Genomic DNA, 22044 nt, shown 5'->3' with positions numbered 1-22044 from the left:
GTGAGGTGCGCGAGGAACGGGACACACCGTAAGGATAGTCGGCTCGGTGGAGCGGCCCGGCACGCGAGTAGTCTCGGACGACGTGACCGATCTTCCCCCGATACCGCTGCGCCGGCTCGATCCGGAGCTCCCCGTGCCCACTCGTGCCCACCCCGGTGACGCCGGTGTGGACCTGTGCACGTCGGTCGACGTGACTCTCGGCCCGGGGGAGCGGGCGCTCGTCGGCACCGGCATCGCCGTCGCGCTGCCCGTGGGCACGGTCGGCCTGATCCACCCCCGTTCGGGCCTCGCCGCCAAGTTCGGCCTGTCCGTCGTGAACACTCCCGGGACGGTCGACGCGGGCTACCGTGGAGAGATCAAGGTGTGCCTGATCAACCACGACACCGAGCGCGCCGTCGAACTCCGCCGGGGCGACCGCATCGCGCAGCTGCTCGTCCAGCGTGTCGAACTCGTCGACTTCGTCGAAGTGGACGAGCTCGACGACACGGCGCGGGGCAGCGGCGGATACGGATCGAGCGGCGGGCACGCCGGCCTCGTGAAGGAGGGTTCCTGACATGTTCGGACGACGCCGCAAGGACCGCGGGTCGAACGTCGAGGCGGCCGACGCCGCACCCGCCGGCGACCTCGGCGCGTACGACGAGCCCTCCGACGAGGAGTACGACGAGTACGCCACCGGAAGTGCGGCCGATTCCGGCCCGTACGACATCGACGAGGTCGACGAGGAGACGGTGACGGCCTCCCGTCTCGACCTCGGATCCGTGCTCGTTCCGCTCCCGGCCGGTGGCCAGATCCAGGTCGAGATGGCACCGAACGGCACGCCGCAGAACGTCCACCTCGTGACCCAGTTCGGGCGCATCACGGTCTCCGCGTACGCGGCACCGAAGTCGCCGGGACAGTGGCGCGAGGTCGCCGCGGAGCTCGCGGAGACGCTGCGCAACGACAAGGCCGAGGTCAGCATCGAATCGGGGCCGTGGGGCCGCGAACTGCACGGCAGGACCGCGAACGCGGATCTCCGGTTCATCGGTGTCGACGGCTTCCGCTGGATGATCCGCTGCGTCGTCGCAGCGCCCGCCGGGAACGCCGGAGCCGACTCCGAACTCGTCGGGATCGCGCGGTCGGTGATCTCCGGCACCGTCGTCCGCCGCGGATCCGAGCCCCATCCCGTCCGTACGCCGCTGCCGATCGTGCTGCCCGAGGCACTCACCCGCCAGCTCGTCGCGGCCCAGCAGCAGCAACAGCAGGCCGCTGCCGCGCAGCAGCAACAACAGGCCGCGCCCCAGCAGGGCACGGCTCCGGCGCAACCCGCTCCGCGGACGGCCCCGCCGGCACAGCCCACCCAGCAGACGCAGCAGGTTCCGCCCACCCAGCAGACGCCGCCGCGTCGGGGCGAATCCGGTTCGGCGATGCAGCAACTCGGCTTCTGACACCGAGACCGATCATCGGTTCGGGACGGGGACGATCCTGTCGAGCGCGGTGAGGCACAGCCTCCCGAGCACGGAGGGATCGTCCCCGACCTGTTCGAGTGTCACCGTCGCGAGTTCCGCGCGAGGGATCTCCCGCGCCCATTGCCGCCCCACCTCGAGCGGATGGACCGCGTCGTCCACCGCGGCGGCGATGCCGACCGGCACGGCCACGGACCGCAGTTCGTCGACGTCGAGTGCCCGATAGCGCGCGGCCTCGTCCAGTGCGGCCGGGAGATCGGGCCATTGGGCGCTCCACGAACGCCTCAGTTCCCGCGCGAGCCAGGACGGACTCGACGCCGTCATCGCAGCGGTGACCGCATCGATCCCGTGGGTCCGTAGCTCGGAGGCCGTCCACCGCGCGCTCGCGGCGGCCGGCGCCTCCCGCGGATCGCCGGTCCATGCAGGTAGGGCAGCGAGGACGCCGACGGCCCGGTCCGGATTGTCGAACGCCCACCTCAACGCGACGGCCGCTCCGATCGACACCCCTCCCACGAGGATCGGTCCGTTCCCGGCCGCGTCGTCGAGTGCGGCGAGATAGCTGGCCACCACACCGCGCGGATCCGGATCGACGGCGATCGGGGTGATGCCCCGCCGTCGGAGTTCGGCGCCGAACGCCTTCTCGGCGAAGCATGCGTCCGAACCCGTGCCGGGAAGCACGACCGCGGTGCCGACGGTCGGGGGGACCGGGGATTCGCTGTGGGACATGCGGACGATCCTGCACCATCGGCCCCCGGAGACCGCGCTCACCTGCCCGCACAGCAGGACGAAGGGCGGCTGCACGCGCGTGTGCACCGTGCAACTTGTATCCGGCGAGAATGCGTCTACAGTGGCGGTCGAAGAAGAGTCCGGTGGCACGAGATCCGTGCCCCTTCCGTACAGGAGCGTGTTATGGCTTCCCCGGCCGGCTACCTGCGTCGGCTCACACGGCGGCTCACCGAGGACATCGAAGAACTCGATGCCGAGGAGATGGCCGAATCCTCGCACTCCACGGGCGCTCTACCCGTCGTCGAATGCGCCCGCGGTCAGGAAGTGACCATGTACGGACGTCTTCGCAGTGTCGAGTCGTGTTCGCGTGCTGCTGCCGCCGTCGTCGAGGCGGAGTTCTTCGACGGGACCGACTCGATCCAGCTCGTGTGGATCGGCCGTCGGCGCATCCCGGGAATCGAGCCCGGGCGTACGTTGACGGTGCGCGGTCGTGTCGGCGAACGCGACGGACGCAAGGTGATCTACAACCCCTACTACGAGCTGCGCGAGCCCGCCTGATCGGTGCACCTCGGGGGCGACAACCCGGTGCATGCGGGGTCGTGGCCCTGTGCCGGATGTGGCAGGCTCGTAGGAGTGAGCGACACCAACCAGCAGACGATGCTCGAACAACTCGGTGGTATCAGCGGGTTGATCTATTCGACGCTGCCGGTCCTGGTGTTCGTCCCCGTCAACAGCCTCTGGGGCCTCACCGTCGCCATCTGGTCCGCGCTGGGCGTCGCCCTCGCGGTGCTCGTGTGGCGTTTGATCCAGCGCACCCCGATCCAGCCCGCGATCTCGGGCTTCTTCGGAGTCGCGCTGTGTGCCTTCATCGCTCATCGCACCGGCGATGCGAAGGGATACTTCCTCTTCGGGATCTACGCGAGCCTGGTCTACGGGGGCGCCTTCCTGTTGTCCGTGCTCGTCCGCAGACCGCTCGTGGGCGTGATCTGGGGAATGCTCAACGGCCAGGGATCGCGGTGGCGCTCGCATCACACCGCGGTGCGCGCGTACGACGTCGCGACCCTCGCATGGACCCTGGTCTTCCTCGGTCGCTATCTCGTGCAGAACCACCTCTACGACGAGGACCGCACCGGCTGGCTCGCGGTGGCCCGGATCGGCATGGGCTGGCCGCTGACCGCGCTGGCCCTGCTCGTGACCCTCTGGGCGGTCCGGCGTGCCGACCGCATCGTCGAACCCCCGCCCGCGGAGACGGTCGACGACGCATCGGTCGACGCCGCACCGACCGATGATCCGGCGGCGGACGACGCGCTGTCGAACAAGTCCCGTGACGAGCACGGCGCGCGCGACGAGCACCGACTCCCCGGCCAGCACCGGCTCCGCGACTAGTCGGCACAGCCTCCGCGACCAGTCGGCACAGCCTCCGCGACTAGCGGTTCACCGCCTGCCGGAGATCGTCCTCGACGTCCTCCGCCGTGACGAACAGCAGTTCGTCCCCGCCTTCGAGCGGGTCGTCCGGCTGCGGGACGATCACCCGCCCCCCGCGCAGGATCGCCACCAGGGCCGTATCGCGCGGCAGTTCCAGTTTCCGGACCGGTTTCCCGGCGAGCGCGGTGGTGTCGCGCAGGGTGACCTCCACCAGATTCGCGCCCTTGCGCAGCGTCATCAGCCGCACCAGATCGCCCACGGTGACGGCCTCTTCGACCAGCGCCGCAAGCATGCGCGGGGTGGAGACCGCGACATCCACACCCCACGATTCGTCGAACAGCCACTCGTTGCGCGGATCGTTGACGCGGGCCACGACCCGCGGGACACCGAACTCGGTGGTCGCGAGCAGGCTGAGGACCAGGTTGGCCTTGTCGTCACCCGTCGCCGCGATCACGACGTCGTACTGTTCGAGTCCGGTGGATTCGAGCGAGCTGAGTTCGCAGGCGTCGGCGTGGACCCATGTCGCGTCCGGCACGGACTCGGGTTCGACGTGGTCGAGCTTGCGTTCGATGAGCATCACCTCGTGGGCGTTGCGCAGCAGTTCCCGCGCTATCGAGCGCCCCACCGCGCCGGCGCCGGCGATCGCCACCTTCATGTGGGCTTCCTCTCGGGTGGACGGGTCAGTTCTCGTCGACCGGCGGGTTCTCGGCGTGCGTGATCGCCTCCGAGACCGAACCCGACACGGCCGCGATGTAGACGGAGTCGTCGGCCTGCAGCACCGTCCTGCGGTCGGGCAGCAGTCCGGTGCCGAACCGGATCAGGAACGCGACACGCGAACCCGTGGCCTCCTCGAGTTCGGTGACGCGTCGTCCGACCCACCCCTCGTGCACGTTCACCTCGGCGATGGCGACGGATCCGGTGGGATCGCGCCAACGGGCGGTCTCGCTGTCGTGCGTGAGCGCATGCAGGAAACGGTCGGTGGTCCACGGCACCGTCGCCACGGTGGGGATGCCGAGCCGCTCGTATGCCGCGGCCCGCTTGGCGTCGTAGATCCTCGCGACGACGCGCTCGACGCCGAAAGTCTCCCGGGCCACGCGCGTCGAGATGATGTTCGAGTTGTCGCCGGACGAGACCGCCGCGAAGGCATCGGCTCGTTCGATGCCGGCGGAGATCAGGACGTCGCGGTCGAAGCCCATGCCGAGCACCGTGTGCCCGGGGAAGTCCGGGCCGAGCCGTCCGAACGCGCTCTCGTCGCGGTCGATGACCGCGACCTCGTGACCGAGCCGGACGAGAGCGGTGGCCACCGCCGAACCGACCCGACCGCACCCCATCACCACCACGTACACCCGTGGACTCCGTTCCGGTCGATCTTTCCGAGACGGACCGCAGCGGACCGCCGATCCGAACGGTACCGCGTGACGATCTTCGAGAGGTCGTGACCCGGCCGAGGGGTACTTCGGGGCCGGAACCGCATAGGCTTTGCGCGTGTCCAAGCTTTCCACCGCGGCGAAGCGGCTCGTGCTGGGTCGCCCTTTCCGCAGCGACACTCTCGGGCACGAGTTGCTGCCCAAGCGCACCGCACTGCCGGTCTTCGCCTCCGACGCGCTGTCGTCGGTCGCCTACGCACCCGAGGAGATCTTCCTCGTCCTGTCCGTCGCGGGGCTGTCCGCCTACGCCTTCTCCCCGTGGATCGGTCTCGCGGTCGCCTTCGTGCTCGTGATCGTGATCGCCGGTTACCGCCAGACCGTGCGCGCCTACCCGTCCGGCGGCGGCGACTACGAGGTCGCCACGAAGAATCTCGGCCCCACGGCAGGATTGACCGTGGGCAGTGCGCTGCTCGTCGACTACGTCCTGACGGTCGCGGTGTCGCTGTCGTCCGCGGCGGCGACGGTCGGATCGGCCGTCCCGTTCGTCGCCCGGCACAAGGTGCTCTTCGTCGTCGTCGCGATCGCGTTGCTGACCGCGGTGAACCTGCGCGGACTCCGGCGCGCCGGCCGGGCCTTCGCCGTGCTCACCTACACCTTCGTGGGCTGCATGCTGGTGATGCTCGGGGCCGGGCTGTTCCGGATCTTCGTCCTGGGCGACGACCTGCGTGCGGAGTCGGCGGACTTCGAACTCGTCGCCGAGCAGACCGATCTGACCGCGCTCGCCTTCGTCCTCCTGCTCGCACGCGCCTTCTCGTCCGGTTGCGCGGCGCTGACGGGTGTCGAGGCGATCAGCACGGGCGTGCCGGCCTTCAAGAAGCCGAAGGCACGCAACGCTGCAACGACCCTGCTGGTGCTCGGCGGTGTCGCCGTCACGCTGTTCCTGGGGGTGGTCTTGCTCGCCGAGCGACTCGGCGTGGTGGTGGCCGAGCATCCCGACACCCAGCTGCGCGGTGCACCCGAGGGTTACGAGCAGAAGACGCTGCTCTCCCAGTTGGCGCACACCGTCTTCGAGGGGGTGCCGGCAGCATTCGTCCTGATCACGATCGTCACCGCCGTGATCCTCGTGCTCGCCGCCAACACGGCCTTCAACGGATTCCCGGTGCTCGGTTCGGTTCTCGCGCAGAACCGCTACCTGCCGCGCCAGTTCCACACCCGCGGCGACCGGCTCGCCTTCAGCAACGGCATCCTCTTCCTCGCCGGGATCGCGATCGTCTTCGTGTGGGTCTTCGAGGCCGAGGTCACCCGGTTGATCCAGCTGTACATCGTGGGTGTGTTCGTCGCGTTCAGCCTGGGACAGGCCGGCATGGTGCGTCATTGGACGCGGGAACTGGGCACCGAGACGGATCCGGCGGCCCGGGGCCGCATGACGCGGTCGCGGTGGATCAACGGTGTCGGATGCGTCTCCACGTCGGTGGTGCTGCTGGTCGTGCTGACGGGCAAGTTCGCCGCCGGTGCGTGGATCGCGGTGGTGACCATGGTCGTCGCGTTCGGGCTCATGAAGGCGATCCGGCACCACTACGACACGGTCGCCGCGGAACTCGAGAGGGCGGACTGGGACGGCGTGCTGCCCAGCCGCACCCATTCGATCGTGCTCGTCTCGACCCTGCACCTGCCCACGATGCGCGCCCTCGCCTATGCGCGGGCGACACGCCCCGACACGCTCGAGGCGATCACCGTGAACGTCGACGACGAGAGCACCCGGCGTCTCGTCCTCGAGTGGGAGAAGAGCGATCTGACCGTGCCGTTGAAGGTCGTCGAGTCGCCCTACCGGGAGATCACGCGGCCCGTCCTCGACTATGTCCGCCGGGTGCGGCGTGATTCTCCCCGCGACGTCGTGACCGTCTTCATCCCCGAGTACGTGGTGGGGCACTGGTGGGAGCAATTGCTCCACAACCAGAGCGCCCTGCGGCTCAAGAGCCGGCTCCTCTTCCAGCCGGGGGTGATGGTGACGAGTGTGCCCTGGCAGCTGCGCTCGTCCGCGGACGCCGGCGCGGTGGGGCGGGCCACCCCGAACGGGCAGGATCGACAGTTCGACAACGAGGAGGAACCGCGGTGAATCGTCAGGCACACTCGCGCACGGATTGGTCCGGCCGGAGGATCGAGGTGATCCTCGGCAATCCCGCCCACGGCGGTGCGTGTGTCGCGCGGTTCGAGGGACGCGTCGTGTTCGTGCGGCACGGACTGCCGGGGGAGCGGGTCTTCGCTCGCGTCACCGAGGATCGGGGCGGGTCGTTCTGTTTCGCCGACGTGGAGGACGTGCTCGAGGCGTCCGAGGACCGCGTCGAGCGGGTCTGCCCGATCTCCGGCCCGGGGGGAGCGGGTTGCTGCGACCTCTCGCACATGACCGTCGAGGCTCAACGCCGTTTCACGGGCGCCGTGGTGGCCGAACAACTGCGTCGGCTCGGTGGGGTGGACCGGGAAGTGACCGTCGAGGAGGTGCCGGGCGGTGCGTCCAACGGCACCCTGTGGCGCACCCGGGTCCGGCTCGCGGTGGACGTGGTGGGGAACCCCGGTTACCGCCGGTATCGCAGCAACGAGGTCGTCCCGGAACTTGCGTGCCCGCAGATCGATCCGCACGCCTACGTCGGTCTCGCCGATCGTGTGTGGCAGCCGGGAGCGGAGCTGCAGGTCGTGCTCGACGCGGACGGCAGGCGGCACGTGGTGGAGATCGCACCTCCGGTCCTCTCGGGGGGTGCCCGGCGGCAGGGCCGGCGCGGCGCGGCGTCGCGACGGGCGGCGGTGAACGCGCCTCGTCCGGAGAAGGTGATCGAAGGCCCGGGACGCGTGGTCGAGCGGGTCGGCGAGCGCGAGTGGCGGTTGGTTCCGACCGGTTTCTGGCAGGCCCATCGCGGCGCTGCGTCGACCTATTCGGCTGCGGTGGCCGACTGGGCGCGGGCCTCGGAGGGTGCGACGGCATGGGATCTGTACGGCGGAGTGGGGGTCTTCGCGGCCGTGCTCGCCGAGCAGGTCGGTCCGTCCGGCCGGGTGGTGTCGGTCGAGTCGTCGAAGACCGCGGTCGACGACGGGATCGAGGCGCTCGCCGACCTCGATCAGGTGTCCTTCCGTCACGGACGGGTGGAGCGGATCATCCCCGATCTGCCGGCTCCCGAGGTGGTCGTCCTCGATCCGCCGCGCGCGGGGGCGGGCAAGGACGTGGTGGCCGCCGTGGCCGCGGCGGGACCTCGCCGGATCGTCCACGTCGGCTGTGATCCCGCGTCCTTCGGTCGGGACGTGGGTCTGTACCGGGACCACGGATTCGAGTTGACGGACGTCCGGGCCTTCGCGGCGTTCCCCTCCACCCATCACGTGGAATGCATCGGTCTGTTCACCCGTTGAACAGGGTTCCCGCCGCACCGCTCGGAAGAGGTGTGACGGAGACCGCATCGGGGTAGTCGGTGTGACATGAAAATACGATTGCTTGTAGTACGCAACTAATCTGTATAGTTGCATGACGTAATCAATTAGTTCGTTCCGACGGAGGTTCGCTGTGCCGGAAAAGGCTCAGGCCCACGAACTCGCCGACGCCATCTTCATGTTCGGTCGCACGCTGCGTGGTGCACTCGTGCACCACGACACCGATGTGCTTCCTTCCGCGCTCGTCGCGGTGCTGTTCGTGCTCGCACGGATGGGGGAGTGCCGCCCCAGCGAGCTCGCCGTCGAAATGTGCGTCAGCCAGTCGTCGTTGAGCAGACAGATCGCCGAACTCGTCGAGCGAGGCCTCGTGGATCGACATCCCGATCCCGACGATCGTCGCGCTCATCGGGTGAGTTGTTCGGTCGCGGGTATCGAGATCCTCGAACTCGTGAAGAAGCGCCGAACCGAACGGCTCTCCGCAGAACTCGCGGACTGGCACGAGGACGAGATCGCGGGCGCCATCACGACGCTCGACCGTCTCACCTCGTCCCTGGCTCCGCTCGTCATCGATACTCGAAGGACCAATTCATGACCACAGTCTCCGGATCGGGAGCGCAGCCGGATGCTCCGGCAGCCGAGGAGCAGATGACGCACCGCGAGATCCTCGTCGTGCTGTCGGGCCTCCTCGCCGCTCTCTTCACGGCGCTGCTGAGCAGCACGATCGTCTCGACCGCCCTGCCGACGATCATCGCCGACCTGAACGGCACCCAGACCCAGTACGCCTGGGTCATCACCACGGCCCTCCTCGCGAACGCCGCGTCGACGCCCATCTGGGGCAAGTTCGCCGACCTGTTCAACAAGAAGATGCTCGTCCAGCTGGGGATCCTGGTCTTCGTGATCGGCTCGGTGCTGGCCGGTATCGCGCACAACGTGCCGGTCCTGCTCGCCGCCCGCGTGATCCAGGGCATCGGCATGGGTGGTCTGACCGCTCTCGTCGTCGCGATCATCGGCAGCATCATCCCGCCCCGTCAGCGTGGCCGGTACTCCGGCTACATGGGCGCCGTCATGGCTGTCGCCATGTCGGGTGGACCCGTGCTCGGTGGTGTCATCGTCGACCTCCTCGGCTGGCGCTGGTGCTTCTACGTCTGCGTGCCGATCGCCGTCGTGGCGCTGATCCTGCTGCAGCGCACGCTGCACGTCGCGACCGTCCGCAAGGAGAACGTGAGCATCGACTGGTTCGGCGCCACGCTCATCACCGCCGCCGTGAGCGTCCTGCTCGTGTGGGTGTCCTTCGCGGGTAAGGCCGGCTACTACGAGTGGTTCTCGCTCGAGTCCGCCCTCTACGTCGGTGCCGGCATCGTCCTGCTCGTCGCGACGCTGATCGTCGAGTCGAAGGTCGCCGATCCGATCATCCCGCTGAAGATCGTCACCGAACGCACCACCGGCCTCGCGATCATCGCGTCCGTGGCAGTCGGTATCGGTCTGTTCGGTGCCACGACCTTCCTCGGTCAGTACTTCCAGACCTCGCGGGCCTACAGCCCGACGGTGGCCGGTCTGCTCACCATCCCGATGGTCGCCGGCACGCTCGTCTCGTCGATGCTCTCCGGTCAGCTCATCACGCGCTTCGGCAAGTGGAAGGGCTTCCTGATCGGCGGCGCGATCCTGCAGATGGTCGGTTTCGGCCTGCTCGGCACGGTCGACCACCTCACCTCGCTCACGCTGATCAGCGTGTACATCGCGATCGTGGGTCTGGGCACCGGCATGCTGATGCAGAACCTCGTCCTCGCCGTGCAGAACACCGTCAGCGTGCGCAACATCGGCGCCGCGAGCAGCTCGGTCGCCTTCTTCCGCACCTTCGGTGGCGCGATCGGTGTGTCGGTGCTCGGCTCGATCCTCGCGTCCCGCGTCGCGACGATCTCCGCCGACGGCCTCGCGAAGCTCGGTGTGGACACCTCCGGCGGCGGATCGGGCGGAAGCCTCGACTTCTCCCAGCTGCCCGCACCCGTGGCGGAAGTCATCCGTGCCGCCTACGGCGACGCGACGGCGACCCTCTTCCTCGTGGCGGCGGCGTTCGCGGTCGTTACCCTGGTGGCAGTGGTGCTGATTCCGAACCAGGCGTTGCGCACCACCATCGACCTCGTCGAGGAGAAGTCGCCGGCAGATCGCGCCGACATCTCCTCGTGAGGGTGACCTCGCTCACCGGCGGACGATCCGTCCGCCGGTGACCAGGAGATCACGCGGAAGCGAGGCGGTGGCGGGAGACGCTCCGTTCCCGCGCTCCGTAGACTGAGGAAATCACTCGCGCGACGAGCGTGAGCCACGAGCCGGAGGGAGCTGTTCCAGTTGGGTGTTCTGTCCCGCATCCAGTCGCCCGACGATCTGCGTCGACTCTCCCCTGTGGAGCTCACCGAGCTCGCGGGGGAGATCCGGGAATTCCTGGTCGAGAAGGTCGCGGCGACCGGCGGTCACCTCGGGCCCAATCTCGGCGTCGTCGAGCTGACCATCGCTCTGCACCGGGTGTTCGATTCGCCACGCGATCCGATCCTCTTCGACACCGGTCACCAGGCCTACGTCCACAAGATCCTCACCGGTCGTCGCGACGAGTTCGACAGTCTCCGGCAGAAGGGCGGGTTGTCCGGCTACCCGTGCCGCGCGGAGAGCGAACACGACTGGATCGAGTCGTCGCACGCCTCGGCGGCCCTGTCGTACGCCGACGGACTCGCCAAGGCCTATTCGCTGTCCGGACAGTCCGATCGGACCGTGGTGGCCGTGGTGGGCGACGGCGCGCTGACCGGTGGTATGTGCTGGGAGGCGCTCAACAACATCGCCGCCGGGCAGAACCGCTCGATGGTGATCGTCGTCAACGACAACGGCCGCTCCTACGCCCCCACGATCGGCGGTCTCGCCGAGCACCTCGCGGCGCTGCGCCTCAAGCCCGGCTACGAGAAGGTGCTCGACAACAGTCGGCGCATCGTCAAGCGGATCCCCTGGATCGGCTCGGCGGCCTACTCGGTGCTGCACGGCATGAAGTCCGGTGTGAAGGACGCGGTCAGCCCGCAGGTGCTCTTCACGGATCTGGGCATCAAATATCTCGGCCCGGTCGACGGGCACGACGAGCAGGCGATGGAATCGGCTCTGCGTCGCGCGAAGGCGTACGGCGGCCCCGTCCTGGTCCACGCCGTCACCCGCAAGGGAGCCGGCTACGCGCCCGCCGAGAACCACCTCGCCGATCAGATGCACGCCACGGGCGTGATGGATCCGCGCACGGGTCGCGCGAAGTCCGCCTCCGCCCCCGACTGGACGTCGGTCTTCTCCGACGAACTCATCGCGCTGGGGGAGAAGCGGGAGGACGTCGTGGCCATCACCGCCGCGATGCCCGGGCCGACCGGCCTCGCCAAGTTCGGCGAACGGTTCCCCGATCGCACCTTCGACGTCGGCATCGCCGAACAGCACGCGGTGACCTCGGCGGCAGGTCTCGCGCTCGGCGGGATGCATCCCGTCGTCGCCGTCTACTCGACCTTCCTCAACCGGGCGTTCGACCAGCTGCTCATGGACGTCGCGCTGCTGAAGCAGCCGGTCACCGTGGTGCTCGACCGTGCGGGTGTGACGGGCTCCGACGGCGCCAGCCACAACGGCATGTGGGATCTGTCCCTGCTGGGCATCGTCCCCGGCATCCGGGTCGCCGCTCCACGCGACGGGGCGACGCTGCGCGAGGAACTCGGTGAGTCGCTCGACGTCTCCGACGGCCCGACCGTCCTCCGTTTCCCCAAAGGCTCGGTGGGAGAAGACATCCCGGCGATCGAGCGTCTCGACGGCACGGTCGACGTGCTGCGGATGCCGTCGTCGCGGCGCGGCGACGCACTGATCGTCGCGGTCGGCGCCTTCGCCGGTCTCGCACTCGACGTCGCCGATCGTCTCTCCAAGCAGGGCATCGACGCTGCGGTCGTCGACCCGCGATGGGTGTTCCCCGTGCCCGACGCGGTGGTCGACCTCGCACGCGGCTTCCGGATCGTCGTCACGATCGAGGACAGCGGCCTCCACGGTGGTGTCGGCTCGGCGGTCTCCGCCGCGCTGCGCCGCAACGACGTCGACGTGCCCACGCGCGATCTCGGGGTGCCGCAGAAGTTCCTCGATCACGCCTCCCGCAACGAGATCCACGCCGAACTCGGTCTGACGGCCCAGGACGTGGCGCGTCAGGTCACCGGCTGGGTCGCCGGCCTCGACAGCGAAGCCGAGGAGCGGTCGCGACCGTCGGCGGTGGAACAGTCCGATCGCGAAGCGGGCTGAGTCGGCCGACGCGCTCATACAGACGCGAGGGGCGGTATCCGGACCACCGGATACCGCCCCTCGCGTCCGTATCGACTAGGTCTGCATCTCCTCGAGTTCCATGCCCTTGGTCTCGGGGATCTTCGTCTTGACGAAGAAGAACGACAGCAGGGCGAAGAACGCGAACAGTCCGTACAGGAACCACAGCCCGACCGCGGAGGTCAGCGGCGGGAACGCCAGTGTCACCGTGAAATTCGCGACCCAGTTCGCCGCGGTGCTGATACCGAGGGCCACCGCGCGCATGCGGTTCGGGAACATCTCGCCGAGCATCACCCACATGATCGGACCCCAGGTGGCGGCGAAGAAGATCACGAAGGCGTTCGCGCCGACGAGGGCGAGCGCACCCCACGGTGCCGGAAGTTCGACATCCTCACCGCTGCCGACCGCCTGCGAGAAGGCGATGGCGGCGAGCAGCAGGCTGACGAACATGCCGATCGAACCGGTCATCAACAGCGGACGGCGGCCGATCTTGTCGACGAACAGGATCGCGACGAACGTCATGAGCACGTTGATCACGGCCGTGATCACCGACGTCGTGAACGACTGGTTCTCGGTGAAGCCCACCGACTTCCACAGGGTCGTCGAGTAGTAGAAGATCGCGTTGATACCGACGAACTGCTGGAAGACGGCCATCGTGATGCCGACCCACACCAGCGGCTGCAGACCGAAGACCGGGCCGCGGATGTCGCCGAAGGACGCCTTCGACTCGCGTCGCAGCGTCAGCCGGATCTCGCGGACACGCTCGTCGGGCCGGAGTTCGCCCGTGACGTTGGCCAGGACGGCCGCAGCCTCCTCGTCCATGTCCTTGCCGACGAGATAACGGGGGGACTCCGGGATCGTCAGCGCCAGTACGCCGTAGAGGACGGCGGGCGCGACGCCGACGAGGAACATCCAACGCCAGGCCTCGAGATTCCACCACAGCTCGTTCGACGCTCCACCGGCGGCGTTCTGCAGCACCGCGTCGGACAGCAGGGCCGCGAAGATGCCGAGAGTGATGGCGAGCTGCTGCAGTGATGCGAGGGCGCCGCGGTAGCGAGCGGGTGCGATCTCGGAGATGTAGGTCGGGGCGATGACCGAGGCGATACCGATGCCGAGGCCGCCGAGCACACGCCACAGCATGAGATCGGGAACACTGAAGGCCAGGCCGGACCCGATCGACGAGATGACGAACAGGGCGGAGCCGAGGAGCATCACCCGCTTGCGGCCCCAACTGTCGGCGAGGCGTCCGGCAAACCATGCCCCGACGGCACAGCCGAGCAGGGCGATGGCGACGGCGAAACCGGTCACGAACGAACTGAGCGCGAAGTTGTCCTGGATGGAGTCGACGGCGCCGTTGATGACCGAGCTGTCGAAGCCGAACAGGAAACCGCCCACGGCCGCCGCGACGGTCACGGCGATGACTTTCGCGGCGTGTGCGGTCGATGGTTGGGTCACCGAGGAACTCCTGGATCGGACTGGCCGCGAGGGCGGGAAAAGGGCTGGACACAGTGTGTTTTCTTCAGTGGAACATTACGCCGGGGTGAACGGCCGACTCGACGTTTCCGGCGAGAACTCGCCCACAGGGCGGACTTCGAACGGGGCATCGACGGAGTGTGGCGACGCCTCAGAGCGGGCAAGAAGTTAAGAAATATTCTCTCCGCGTCGTTGCTCTGCCTGCGACCTTCCCATCCGGTGAGGACCTCCGCTTGACACTGTGTGATCTGGGAATACAGTCGCGTTCCATGACTCGGCGACGACCGGATGCGACGGTACAGGGTGTGGTGGGTGAAGCGGCGTTCCTGCTGACCTCACCTCGGAGGTTCCTCATGGAGATCGCTCTGCCTCCGGTGGGGCACGGGGTGGTGGAACACAGCACGGCGCTCATCGATCCCGTCACACGCTTCCGGAACACGAGCGCGTACATCTTCCTCGTGGCGTTCGGCGACGCCGAGGAACGGCGCAGGGTGGTGCGTTTCGTCAACCGCGCCCACGCACCGGTTCGCTCCGACGGATACAACGCCTTCGATCCGAAGCTCCAGTTGTGGATCGCCGCGGTGATGTTCCACGGCGGCCGCGACGTGTACGAGCGGTTCTTCGGCCGCCTCGACCGGGCCGAGGCCGAACGGCTGTACCGCGAGTTCGCGGTCTACGGCACGTCGTTGCAGGTACCTGAGGAGATGTGGCCCGCGGACCTCGACGCGTTCGATGCCTACTGGCACAGTGTCGTCGACGATCTCGAGATCGACGAGACCGTTCGTTCCTACGCACGCGCCTTGCTCTCCGGTGGCGACCTGCCGATCGTCGTCCGGCCGGCGATGGCGCTCAACAGGTTCTTCACCCTGGGCATGCTCGATCCCCGTATCCGTGAGGCCTACGGCTTCACATGGACCGAGGCCCACCAGCGATGGTTCGACCGCCTCATGCGGATCGCGGTGCCCGCCTACCGGGCGCTGCCCGCGGCGGCGCGCCACCTGCCCAAGAAGCTGGTCCTGCGCGACGCGCGTAAGAGGTTCGCCGCGGTGCCCGCGCACGTCGCTGCCTAGGACGCGGCAGCGCCGGAAAGAGACAGCATGCGGCAGAGGCGGCGGAGATCAGTTCTCCGCCGTCAGGGCCTTCGCGAGTCGCGGCACGGTCAACGCGCGCTGCCACGGACGTGCCCCGCCCTCGGCGAAGCGGCCGTCGATGTACTCCTCGACGTCGCCCCCCTCGGAGACGTCCCAGTCCCAGCACAGGCGCCGAACGAGTTCGGGACTGACCAGGTTCTCGACCGGAACGGCGACTTCCTCGCTCAGAGCGGCGAGTTCGCCGCGCGCGAGGGCGAGACGTGCGGCCTGTTCGGGGTGGTGGCGCGACCACCGGCCGGCAGGCGGAGGCCCGGTCAGCGGCGGCGTGAGGGGTGGGAGCCGGTCCTCCGGCAGTGCACGGGCCCGCTCGATCGCGTTGAGCCACGCGCGGGAGGAACGCCGCTGCCGCGGACCGCCGAAGACCGGAAGCTTCTGCAGCTGTTCGACGGTCGTGGGATTCGCCTCCGCGGCGGCGATGATCGCGGAGTCGGGAAGGATGCGCCCCGGCGCGATGTCGCGCCGCGCAGCGATCTCGTCGCGGGTGGTCCACAGTTCCCGGACGATCGCCAGGCGGCGTCGGTCCTTGATCGCGTGGATCTTGGACGTGCGGCGCCACCGATCGGGCTTCGGAGCGGGCGGCCCCGCGAGCCGGATGTGCTCGAATTCCTGAGCGGCCCACTCGGTCTTGTTCTGTCGCTCGAGTTCGCTCGCTATCGCGTCGCGGAGTTCCACGAGCGGTTCGACGTCGAGCGCGGCGTAGTTGAGCCACGAGTCGGGAAGCGGCCGCGTCGACCAGTCAGCCGCACCATGGCCTTTGCGCAGCTCGAGGCCGAGGGTCTCGGCCACGATCGCAGCGAGACCGACGCGGGGGAATCCGGCGAGGCGACCGGCGAGTTCGGTGTCGTACAACTTCGCCGGGCGGAGTCCGAGTTCGGCCAGGCCGGGGAGATCCTGGTCGGCGGAGTGCAGGACCCATTCGAGGTCGTTGATCACCTCGGCCAGGGGAGCAAGGTCGTCCCGTGTCGGAATGGGGTCGAGCAGCACCGTGCCGGCGCCCTCACGGCGGAGCTGGACGAGATAGGCGCGCGCGGAGTAGCGGTAGCCCGACGCGCGTTCGGCGTCGACGGCGAGCGGGCCGTGTCCCTGCGCCAGCATCGCTGCGGCCTCGGTGACCCCGCGCGCCGTGGTGACGACCTCCGGGACGCCGTCGCGCGGTTCGAGGAGCGGCACCGTCGTCACGCTCGTGCTCTTCTGCTCGTCCTCGTCGTTCTGTGCCGGCATGGGCGTGACTCTAGCGGTGTCGTCCCCGTGCGCAATTCCGTTCCTGTCCGGAACGTCCGATCGGCGGGACACACACGGACCCGCTCGACGCCACGCGAACCCCCTCCGGGGTACCGCGTCACCCCTCCTGGGAGACGATGTCGTCGCTTTCCGCACCCGCCGCGAGGATGAGGTCCTCGAGGGCGGGGGAGAAGTCGTCGACGAGTTCCCACAGGTCGGGGACGAGATCGGGACACGAGATCAGGCCGATGTCGAGCCTGCCGTCGAGGGAGAGCACCGTCACGTTGAGCGCGGCGCCGTGGAAGATCGGGCCGAAGGGGTACATCGCCGTCATGCGCGCACCCAGGAAGTACAGCGGGACGGGCGGTCCGGGCACGTTGGAGATCACGAGGTTGTGGATCACCGGGTGCCGGTCGGCGAGTCGGAGTCCGGCGTAGGCGCGCATCGCGGGGGCGAAGACCGCCGCGCCGAGGAACTGCGACCAGTCCTGCAGCAGGTTCGCGCCGAGATCGGCGTTGTGCTCCTTGGCCACCGCGTTCGCTTCCGCGAGGGTCCGCAGCCGCTCGGCGGGGTCGGCGATGTGGGTGTGGAGGTCGGCGAACATCGCCGAGACCTGGTTGCGTCCCGGGCGATCCGACCTGCCGTGGACCGAGACCGGGATCATCCCGATAAGCGGGGAGTCGGGCAGCTCGCCGCGCCGCTCCAGATATCGGCGCAGCGCACCGGAGCACACGGCCATCACCACGTCGTTGACGGTGACGCCGAAGACGTTCTTCACCAGTTTCACGTCGTCGAGGTTCAACTCGGCGAAGCCGACGTTGCGGTGTCCGGTGATGGTGGAGTTGAACGGGGTGCGCGGCGCCGTGAACGGCGCGGGCATGGCGTCGCCGCGGCGGGCGCGCGCGATCCACGAGGTCAGCGATGTGACCGCGCCGGGGAGGATTCGCAGCAGGTGGAGAGGCCGGCGGGCGACGTTGAGGGCTCCGGCGATCGCGATGGCGAGGTCGTTCGCGTCGCCGGCACCCCACTGGACCGGTTCGGGCCGGGGCTCGGCCGGGTCGAGGCTGCACAGCTGCGCGATGAGTGCGGCACCGGAGACCCCGTCCACCCCGGCGTGGTGCATCTTCGCGATGACCGCAATCCTGCCGTCGTCGAGGCCGCCGACGAACCACATCTCCCACAGCGGCCGCGAGCGATCCAGCGGTTGTGCGGCGATGTGGCCGCACAGGTCCGCGAGCTCGGTCCGGCCGCCCGGGGCGGGCACGCCGACGTGGTGGACGTGCCGGTCGAGGTCGAAGTCGTGGTCGTCGACCCAGACCGGATGGTCGAGGTTGAATCTGCTGTCGGCGAGCTTCATCCGGAACTGGGGTACGGCGGTGAGGCGTGCTTCGAGTTCGTTGCGCAGGCTCACGTAGTCGTAGCCACCCGGGACGGTGGACGGATCCAGCACGATCAGCCCGCAGATGTGGAGGTGCTGACTGGGGGTCTCGAGATAGAGGAAACCGGCATCGAGCCCGCTGAGACGCTGCATGAACCAAGAATAGAACAGGTTCTAGAAATCCGGTCGGATTGCGCCGGTTTTCACCGCTGGAGTCGCGCGACCCCCGCCGGAGGCAGACCCGCGGCATATGCGAGGACGTCGCAGAACGCCTCCACGTGCGGGGTCAGCATGTCGGACTGCGGAGTCCACGACGCGCGCAGTTCCAGTTGGTGGGCGCGTCCCGGGCCCGCGATGTCCCCGAACCGTACGGAGGTCGTCGCCGTCACCGTGCCGCCGAGCGCCGTGAGCGGTTCACCGTGCGCGGCGAGGGCGTCGACGAGCCAACTCCACGCGACCTCCGGCAGCAGCGAGTCCGCTGCCAGGCTCTCGTCGACGTCGGCCTGGATGTACGAGACGAGCCGGGTGGTCCCGTGCCATGCCTCGTCGCCGTCGGGGTCGTAGAGAAGGATGAGGCGGCCGAACGCGTCGCCCTCGGACTGCTCGGGCACCCGGTCCGTCTCGTCGTGCAGGACCTCGGCGCCCAGTGCGTAGCTGTAGGGGGCGAGCCGTTGCGGGGGTCGGATCGGCCCGACCTCGATCTCCGGGCGCACGGTGGCCGCGTTCATCGCATCGACTGCGGAACGGAAGCGGGCCGGCTCGGCGGGCGAGGTGGTCACCGAGCGGAGGTTAGTGCCGGTGACGCATCGCACGCGGGAGGCGCGCCGATTCCGGCGAACGGCACGGGCGTGGCAGCATGGGCAGCGGGTCCGGACCACACGTCCTGTGTGCGACCCGGCAGACGCTGCCCTGCGCGACGGCGCGCAGTGCCCGAAGAACGAGGATCGATGACCGGCTTGGAGAACACGAACGTCGGATCTGCGGTGCCCGCGGAGTACCCCGCGCGGAGGATCCTGCCCCATGCGCCCCTGCTGTCGGCCGCGCGCGGTGAGAAGCCGGCCCACCGGCCCGTGTGGTTCATGCGCCAGGCCGGCCGCTCCCTGCCCGAGTACCGGGAGATCCGGGCCGGCATCGGCATGCTCGAATCGTGCTTCGACCCCGAACTGGTCTGCGAGATCACGATGCAGCCTGTGCGGCGGCACAAGGTCGACGCCGCCATCCTGTTCTCCGACATCGTCGTCCCGCTCAAGGCCGCCGGGATCGACCTCGACATCGTCGCCGGCACGGGCCCGGTCGTCGCGAACCCCGTCCGCACCGCCGCCGACGTCACCGCGCTGCCGACCCTCGAGGCCGAGGAGGTCGGAGCGGTCGCCCGCGCGGTCGGGTTGCTGACCCGCGAGCTCGGAGACACCCCGCTCATCGGGTTCGCAGGCGCGCCCTTCACCTTGGCCTCCTATCTCGTCGAAGGCGGCCCGAGCCGCAACCACGAGCGCACCAAGGCGCTCATGCACGCCGACCCGAAGACCTGGCACGCCCTCCTCGGCAAGCTCACCGATGTCGCCATCGCCTTCCTCCGCGCGCAGATCGGTGCCGGTGTCGACGCCGTCCAGCTCTTCGACTCGTGGGCCGGTGCCCTCTCTCTCGCGGACTACCGCGAGTACGTCCTGCCGCACTCCGAGCGTGTCTTCGCCGAGATCGCCGGTGCAGGGGTGCCGCGCATCCACTTCGGTGTCGGCACCGGTGAGCTCCTCGGCGCCATGGGTGAGGCGGGCGCCGACGTGGTGGGCGTCGACTGGCGCATCCCGCTCGACGTCGCCGCGACCCGCGTCGGCCCGGGCAAGGCCCTGCAGGGCAACCTCGACCCCGCGATCCTGTTCGCGGGCCGGGAGGTCGTCGAACGCGAGGTGCGCCGCATCGTCGCCGAGGCCGACCGTGCTCTCGAGGCCGGCGCTGTCGGACACATCTTCAACCTCGGTCACGGTGTCCTGCCCGACACCGATCCCGACGTCATCACCCGAGTGGTCGAGCTGGTGCATTCGCTGTGACCCCGCCGACGGTCGCGGTCGTCGGCGGTGGGATCAGCGGGCTCGTCGCCGCGTACCGGCTGCGTCGTTCGCTCGGCGCCGCCGCGCGGATCGTCGTGCTCGAACGGTCGACGCGGCTCGGCGGCAAGCTGCGCACGGTCCCGCTCGCGGGCGACCCGGTCGACGTCGGTGCCGAGGCGTTCATCGCACGCCGACCCGAGGTGCTCGCGCTCGTCGAGGAACTCGGCCTGAGCGACCACGTCGTCCACCCCTCGGCGGCCCGTCCCCTCCTGTACGCCGACGCGCGACTGCATCCGCTGCCGGCGGGCACGCTGATGGGCATCCCCGCATCCGCGCAGTCCGTCGAAGGACTCGTCGACGACGAGACCCTGGCACGCATCGCCGCCGAACCCACCGTGCCGTTCCACTGGGACCGGGACTCCGACGTCTCCGTCGCGGATCTCGTCCGAGCACGCTTCGGTGAGCAGGTGGTGCGGCGCAGCGTCGACCCGCTGCTCGGCGGGGTGTACTCGGGGCTGTCCGACACCGCGGGTGTCCGCGCCACCGTCCCGACGCTCGCGGCGGCGCTCGACGCCGGCGCGACGAGCCTGAGCGAGGCCGTCGCCCGCGCCCTGCCCCCGAAGACGGACGCCCCGGTCTTCGGGACGCTGCGCGAGGGCTACGGCGTGCTGATCGAGGCCCTCGTCCGCGAGGCCGACGCCGAGTTCCTCTACGGCACGGCGGCATCCGGACTGAAGCGCAGCGCCGGCCGGTGGTCGGTCGACCCGCTCGGCGAGGTCGACGGTGTGGTGCTCGCCGTGCCCGCCCCGGACGCCGCCCGGCTGCTCGCCGACAGCGTGAGATCCGCCGCGCAGTGCGCCGCGCAGATCCCGCTCGCCTCGTCGGTGGTGGTCGCGCTCGCGTTGCCGCACGACGCCGGCCTGCCGCAGAACTCCGGAATCCTCGTCGCGACGGGGGAGGACCTGTCGGCGAAGGCCTTCACGCTGTCGAGCCGCAAATGGCCCCACCTCGCCGAACGACCCGTCGCGCTCGCCCGCGCGTCGTTCGGACGGTTCGGCGACGACGCGCTCGTCGACGCGTCCGAGGCCGATCTGATCGCGCTGGCCCGCGCGGATCTCGCGACCGTCACCGGAGTCGACGCCGAACCGGTGGCCGCCTTCGTGCAGCGGTGGCACGGCGGGCTGCCGCAGTACCGCGAACACCACGGCGAGATCGTCGCCGCCTTCGAGGCCGAGATCGCAGGGATCGACGGACTCGAGGTCGCCGGCGCGATGCTGCACGGTGTGGGCGTACCCGCATGTGTCGCAACAGGCACGGCCGCGGCCGCACGCCTGGCTGCACGAATGGAAGGATGAACGTCATGGCACGTCTCGACTACGACAAGCTCAATTCCACACTCCGTTACGCGATGTGGTCGGTCTTCCAGGTCCGGCCCGGCGTCCTCGGCGACGACCGCACCGCGGCGATCGAGGACGCGAAGGCGTTCTTCGCCCGCTTCGACGACACCGACGTGATCGTGCGCGGTATCTACGACGTGGCCGGCACCCGCGCCGACGCCGACTTCATGATCTGGACGCACGCCGAGCACATCGAGGATCTGCAGAAGTTGTACGCCGACTTCCGGCGCACCACGATCCTCGGCCGCGCGAGCACCCCGGTCTGGTCGAACACCGCACTGCACCGGCCCGCGGAGTTCAACAAGAGCCACCTGCCCGCCTTCATCGCGGGGGAGGAACCGGGCAACTACGTCTGCGTGTACCCCTTCGTGCGGTCCTACGAGTGGTACCTGCTGCCCGACGAGCAGCGTCGCAAGATGCTCGCCGACCACGGTATGGCGGCCCGCGGCTACCCCGACGTCCGCGCCAACACCGTTCCGGCCTTCGCGCTCGGCGACTACGAGTGGATCCTCGCCTTCGAGGCGCCGGAGCTGCACCGCATCGTCGACCTCATGCGCGACCTGCGGGCCACCGACGCGCGCCTGCACGTCCGCGAGGAGACCCCGTTCTTCACCGGACCGCGGGTCGACGTCGAAGCCCTCGTCGCGTCGCTGCCCTGACGTGACCTCGACGAGCGCGGTGCCACCCGAGGGAGAAGGTC

20 protein-coding genes are annotated in these 22044 nt (G+C 69.2%); 13 read left to right on the top strand and 7 right to left on the bottom strand.

Translation table 11 applies throughout. The features are described from left to right. Positions 1-82: 82 nt before the first annotated feature. The gene (dut, locus tag ACPCXD_RS06945) at positions 83-553 is read left to right on the top strand and encodes a dUTP diphosphatase (protein WP_016694466.1); all 471 of its coding nucleotides are present in this window, start codon (positions 83-85) and stop codon (positions 551-553) included. A 1-nt stretch (position 554) separates the two neighbouring features. Then, entirely contained in the window at positions 555-1424 is an 870-nt protein-coding gene (locus ACPCXD_RS06940; protein ID WP_088898195.1) for a DUF3710 domain-containing protein, read from the top strand. Between the two features lie 12 nt (positions 1425-1436). On the opposite strand, the gene ACPCXD_RS06935 is transcribed toward ACPCXD_RS06940, so the two are convergent. Continuing rightward, complete coding sequence (locus ACPCXD_RS06935; protein WP_423659024.1) at positions 1437-2168, bottom strand: alpha/beta hydrolase; 732 nt, start codon at positions 2166-2168, stop codon at positions 1437-1439. 183 nt (positions 2169-2351) lie between these two features. Here ACPCXD_RS06935 and ACPCXD_RS06930 point away from each other — a divergent pair, with 183 nt between their 5' ends. Both ACPCXD_RS06930 and ACPCXD_RS06925 read left to right on the top strand, forming a co-directional pair. Then, positions 2352-2726 carry an OB-fold nucleic acid binding domain-containing protein gene (locus ACPCXD_RS06930; RefSeq protein WP_016694463.1) on the top strand — a complete coding sequence of 125 codons (375 nt, stop codon included), beginning with the start codon at positions 2352-2354 and terminating at the stop codon, positions 2724-2726. Positions 2727-2801: 75 nt separating this feature from the next. Beyond that, complete coding sequence (locus ACPCXD_RS06925) at positions 2802-3554, top strand: DUF3159 domain-containing protein (RefSeq protein WP_229567972.1); 753 nt, start codon at positions 2802-2804, stop codon at positions 3552-3554. 40 nt (positions 3555-3594) lie between these two features. Here the strand turns inward: ACPCXD_RS06925 and ACPCXD_RS06920 are convergent, their stop codons facing one another. Continuing rightward, complete coding sequence (locus tag ACPCXD_RS06920) at positions 3595-4248, bottom strand: potassium channel family protein (RefSeq protein WP_016694461.1); 654 nt, start codon at positions 4246-4248, stop codon at positions 3595-3597. Between the two features lie 25 nt (positions 4249-4273). Further along, the gene (locus tag ACPCXD_RS06915; protein ID WP_016694460.1) at positions 4274-4939 is read right to left on the bottom strand and encodes a potassium channel family protein; all 666 of its coding nucleotides are present in this window, start codon (positions 4937-4939) and stop codon (positions 4274-4276) included. 139 nt (positions 4940-5078) lie between these two features. Between ACPCXD_RS06915 and ACPCXD_RS06910 the strand changes: the two genes are divergently transcribed. From ACPCXD_RS06910 to dxs, 5 genes are all read left to right on the top strand, one after another. Next, the gene (locus tag ACPCXD_RS06910; RefSeq protein WP_423659021.1) at positions 5079-7076 is read left to right on the top strand and encodes an APC family permease; all 1998 of its coding nucleotides are present in this window, start codon (positions 5079-5081) and stop codon (positions 7074-7076) included. Further along, positions 7073-8356 carry a class I SAM-dependent RNA methyltransferase gene (locus tag ACPCXD_RS06905; protein ID WP_423659019.1) on the top strand — a complete coding sequence of 428 codons (1284 nt, stop codon included), beginning with the start codon at positions 7073-7075 and terminating at the stop codon, positions 8354-8356. The genes ACPCXD_RS06910 and ACPCXD_RS06905 overlap by 4 nt, the downstream gene beginning before the upstream one ends. Before the next feature lie 151 nt (positions 8357-8507). Beyond that, on the top strand, positions 8508-8966 hold the full coding sequence (locus ACPCXD_RS06900) for a MarR family winged helix-turn-helix transcriptional regulator (RefSeq protein WP_016694457.1): 459 nt from the start codon (positions 8508-8510) through the stop codon (positions 8964-8966). Next, positions 8963-10558 carry an MDR family MFS transporter gene (locus ACPCXD_RS06895; protein WP_088898191.1) on the top strand — a complete coding sequence of 532 codons (1596 nt, stop codon included), beginning with the start codon at positions 8963-8965 and terminating at the stop codon, positions 10556-10558. The genes ACPCXD_RS06900 and ACPCXD_RS06895 overlap by 4 nt, the downstream gene beginning before the upstream one ends. Before the next feature lie 159 nt (positions 10559-10717). Beyond that, complete coding sequence (dxs, locus tag ACPCXD_RS06890; RefSeq protein ID WP_423659016.1) at positions 10718-12661, top strand: 1-deoxy-D-xylulose-5-phosphate synthase; 1944 nt, start codon at positions 10718-10720, stop codon at positions 12659-12661. A 75-nt stretch (positions 12662-12736) separates the two neighbouring features. Here dxs and ACPCXD_RS06885 read toward each other — a convergent pair whose 3' ends face one another. After that, positions 12737-14134, bottom strand: a complete 1398-nt coding sequence (locus tag ACPCXD_RS06885) for a sugar porter family MFS transporter (protein WP_145691752.1) — start codon at positions 14132-14134, stop codon at positions 12737-12739. Positions 14135-14421: 287 nt separating this feature from the next. On the opposite strand from ACPCXD_RS06885, the gene ACPCXD_RS06880 reads away from it, so the two are divergent. After that, the gene (locus ACPCXD_RS06880) at positions 14422-15222 is read left to right on the top strand and encodes an oxygenase MpaB family protein (protein ID WP_160875997.1); all 801 of its coding nucleotides are present in this window, start codon (positions 14422-14424) and stop codon (positions 15220-15222) included. Between the two features lie 48 nt (positions 15223-15270). Here the strand turns inward: ACPCXD_RS06880 and ACPCXD_RS06875 are convergent, their stop codons facing one another. The 3 genes from ACPCXD_RS06875 to ACPCXD_RS06865 form a co-directional block, all read right to left on the bottom strand. Then, positions 15271-16524 (bottom strand): HRDC domain-containing protein, encoded by a 1254-nt coding sequence (locus ACPCXD_RS06875; RefSeq protein WP_423659014.1) that lies wholly within the window; start codon positions 16522-16524, stop codon positions 15271-15273. Positions 16525-16642: 118 nt separating this feature from the next. Then, positions 16643-18055, bottom strand: a complete 1413-nt coding sequence (locus ACPCXD_RS06870) for a WS/DGAT/MGAT family O-acyltransferase (RefSeq protein WP_423659012.1) — start codon at positions 18053-18055, stop codon at positions 16643-16645. A gap of 50 nt (positions 18056-18105) precedes the next feature. After that, entirely contained in the window at positions 18106-18681 is a 576-nt protein-coding gene (locus ACPCXD_RS06865; RefSeq protein ID WP_026061620.1) for a DUF3000 domain-containing protein, read from the bottom strand. 168 nt (positions 18682-18849) lie between these two features. Between ACPCXD_RS06865 and hemE the strand changes: the two genes are divergently transcribed. The 3 genes from hemE to hemQ are packed head-to-tail and all read left to right on the top strand — an operon-like array spanning position 18850 to position 22003. Further along, positions 18850-19947: a uroporphyrinogen decarboxylase gene (gene hemE, locus ACPCXD_RS06860; protein WP_423659010.1), complete on the top strand. Its 1098-nt coding sequence runs from the start codon at positions 18850-18852 to the stop codon at positions 19945-19947. Further along, positions 19944-21302, top strand: coding sequence for a protoporphyrinogen oxidase (locus ACPCXD_RS06855; RefSeq protein ID WP_016694448.1), 1359 nt, complete (start codon positions 19944-19946; stop codon positions 21300-21302). Before hemE ends, ACPCXD_RS06855 begins: the two co-directional genes overlap by 4 nt. A 5-nt stretch (positions 21303-21307) precedes the next feature. Continuing rightward, complete coding sequence (hemQ, locus tag ACPCXD_RS06850; RefSeq protein ID WP_006551366.1) at positions 21308-22003, top strand: hydrogen peroxide-dependent heme synthase; 696 nt, start codon at positions 21308-21310, stop codon at positions 22001-22003. The last annotated feature ends 41 nt before the right edge of the window (positions 22004-22044 follow it).

It is taken from the genome of Rhodococcus sp. AB351 (assembly GCF_049538275.1).
Taxonomy (GTDB): domain Bacteria; phylum Actinomycetota; class Actinomycetes; order Mycobacteriales; family Mycobacteriaceae; genus Rhodococcus.
This window is presented reverse-complemented; position numbering and strand designations above follow the sequence as displayed.

Excerpts from the sequence above, each read along its gene's own strand:
- ACPCXD_RS06940 (WP_088898195.1), top strand. The coding sequence starts at position 555 with ATGTTCGGACGACGCCGCAAGGACCGCGGGTCGAACGTCGAGGCGGCC.
- ACPCXD_RS06935 (WP_423659024.1), bottom strand. The coding sequence starts at position 2,168 with ATGTCCCACAGCGAATCCCCGGTCCCCCCGACCGTCGGCACCGCGGTC.
- ACPCXD_RS06930 (WP_016694463.1), top strand. The coding sequence starts at position 2,352 with ATGGCTTCCCCGGCCGGCTACCTGCGTCGGCTCACACGGCGGCTCACC.
- ACPCXD_RS06920 (WP_016694461.1), bottom strand. The coding sequence starts at position 4,248 with ATGAAGGTGGCGATCGCCGGCGCCGGCGCGGTGGGGCGCTCGATAGCG.
- ACPCXD_RS06895 (WP_088898191.1), top strand. The coding sequence starts at position 8,963 with ATGACCACAGTCTCCGGATCGGGAGCGCAGCCGGATGCTCCGGCAGCC.
- ACPCXD_RS06880 (WP_160875997.1), top strand. The coding sequence starts at position 14,422 with ATGACTCGGCGACGACCGGATGCGACGGTACAGGGTGTGGTGGGTGAA.
- ACPCXD_RS06875 (WP_423659014.1), bottom strand. The coding sequence starts at position 16,524 with ATGCCGGCACAGAACGACGAGGACGAGCAGAAGAGCACGAGCGTGACG.
- ACPCXD_RS06870 (WP_423659012.1), bottom strand. The coding sequence starts at position 18,055 with ATGCAGCGTCTCAGCGGGCTCGATGCCGGTTTCCTCTATCTCGAGACC.
- hemE (WP_423659010.1), top strand. The coding sequence starts at position 18,850 with ATGACCGGCTTGGAGAACACGAACGTCGGATCTGCGGTGCCCGCGGAG.
- hemQ (WP_006551366.1), top strand. The coding sequence starts at position 21,308 with ATGGCACGTCTCGACTACGACAAGCTCAATTCCACACTCCGTTACGCG.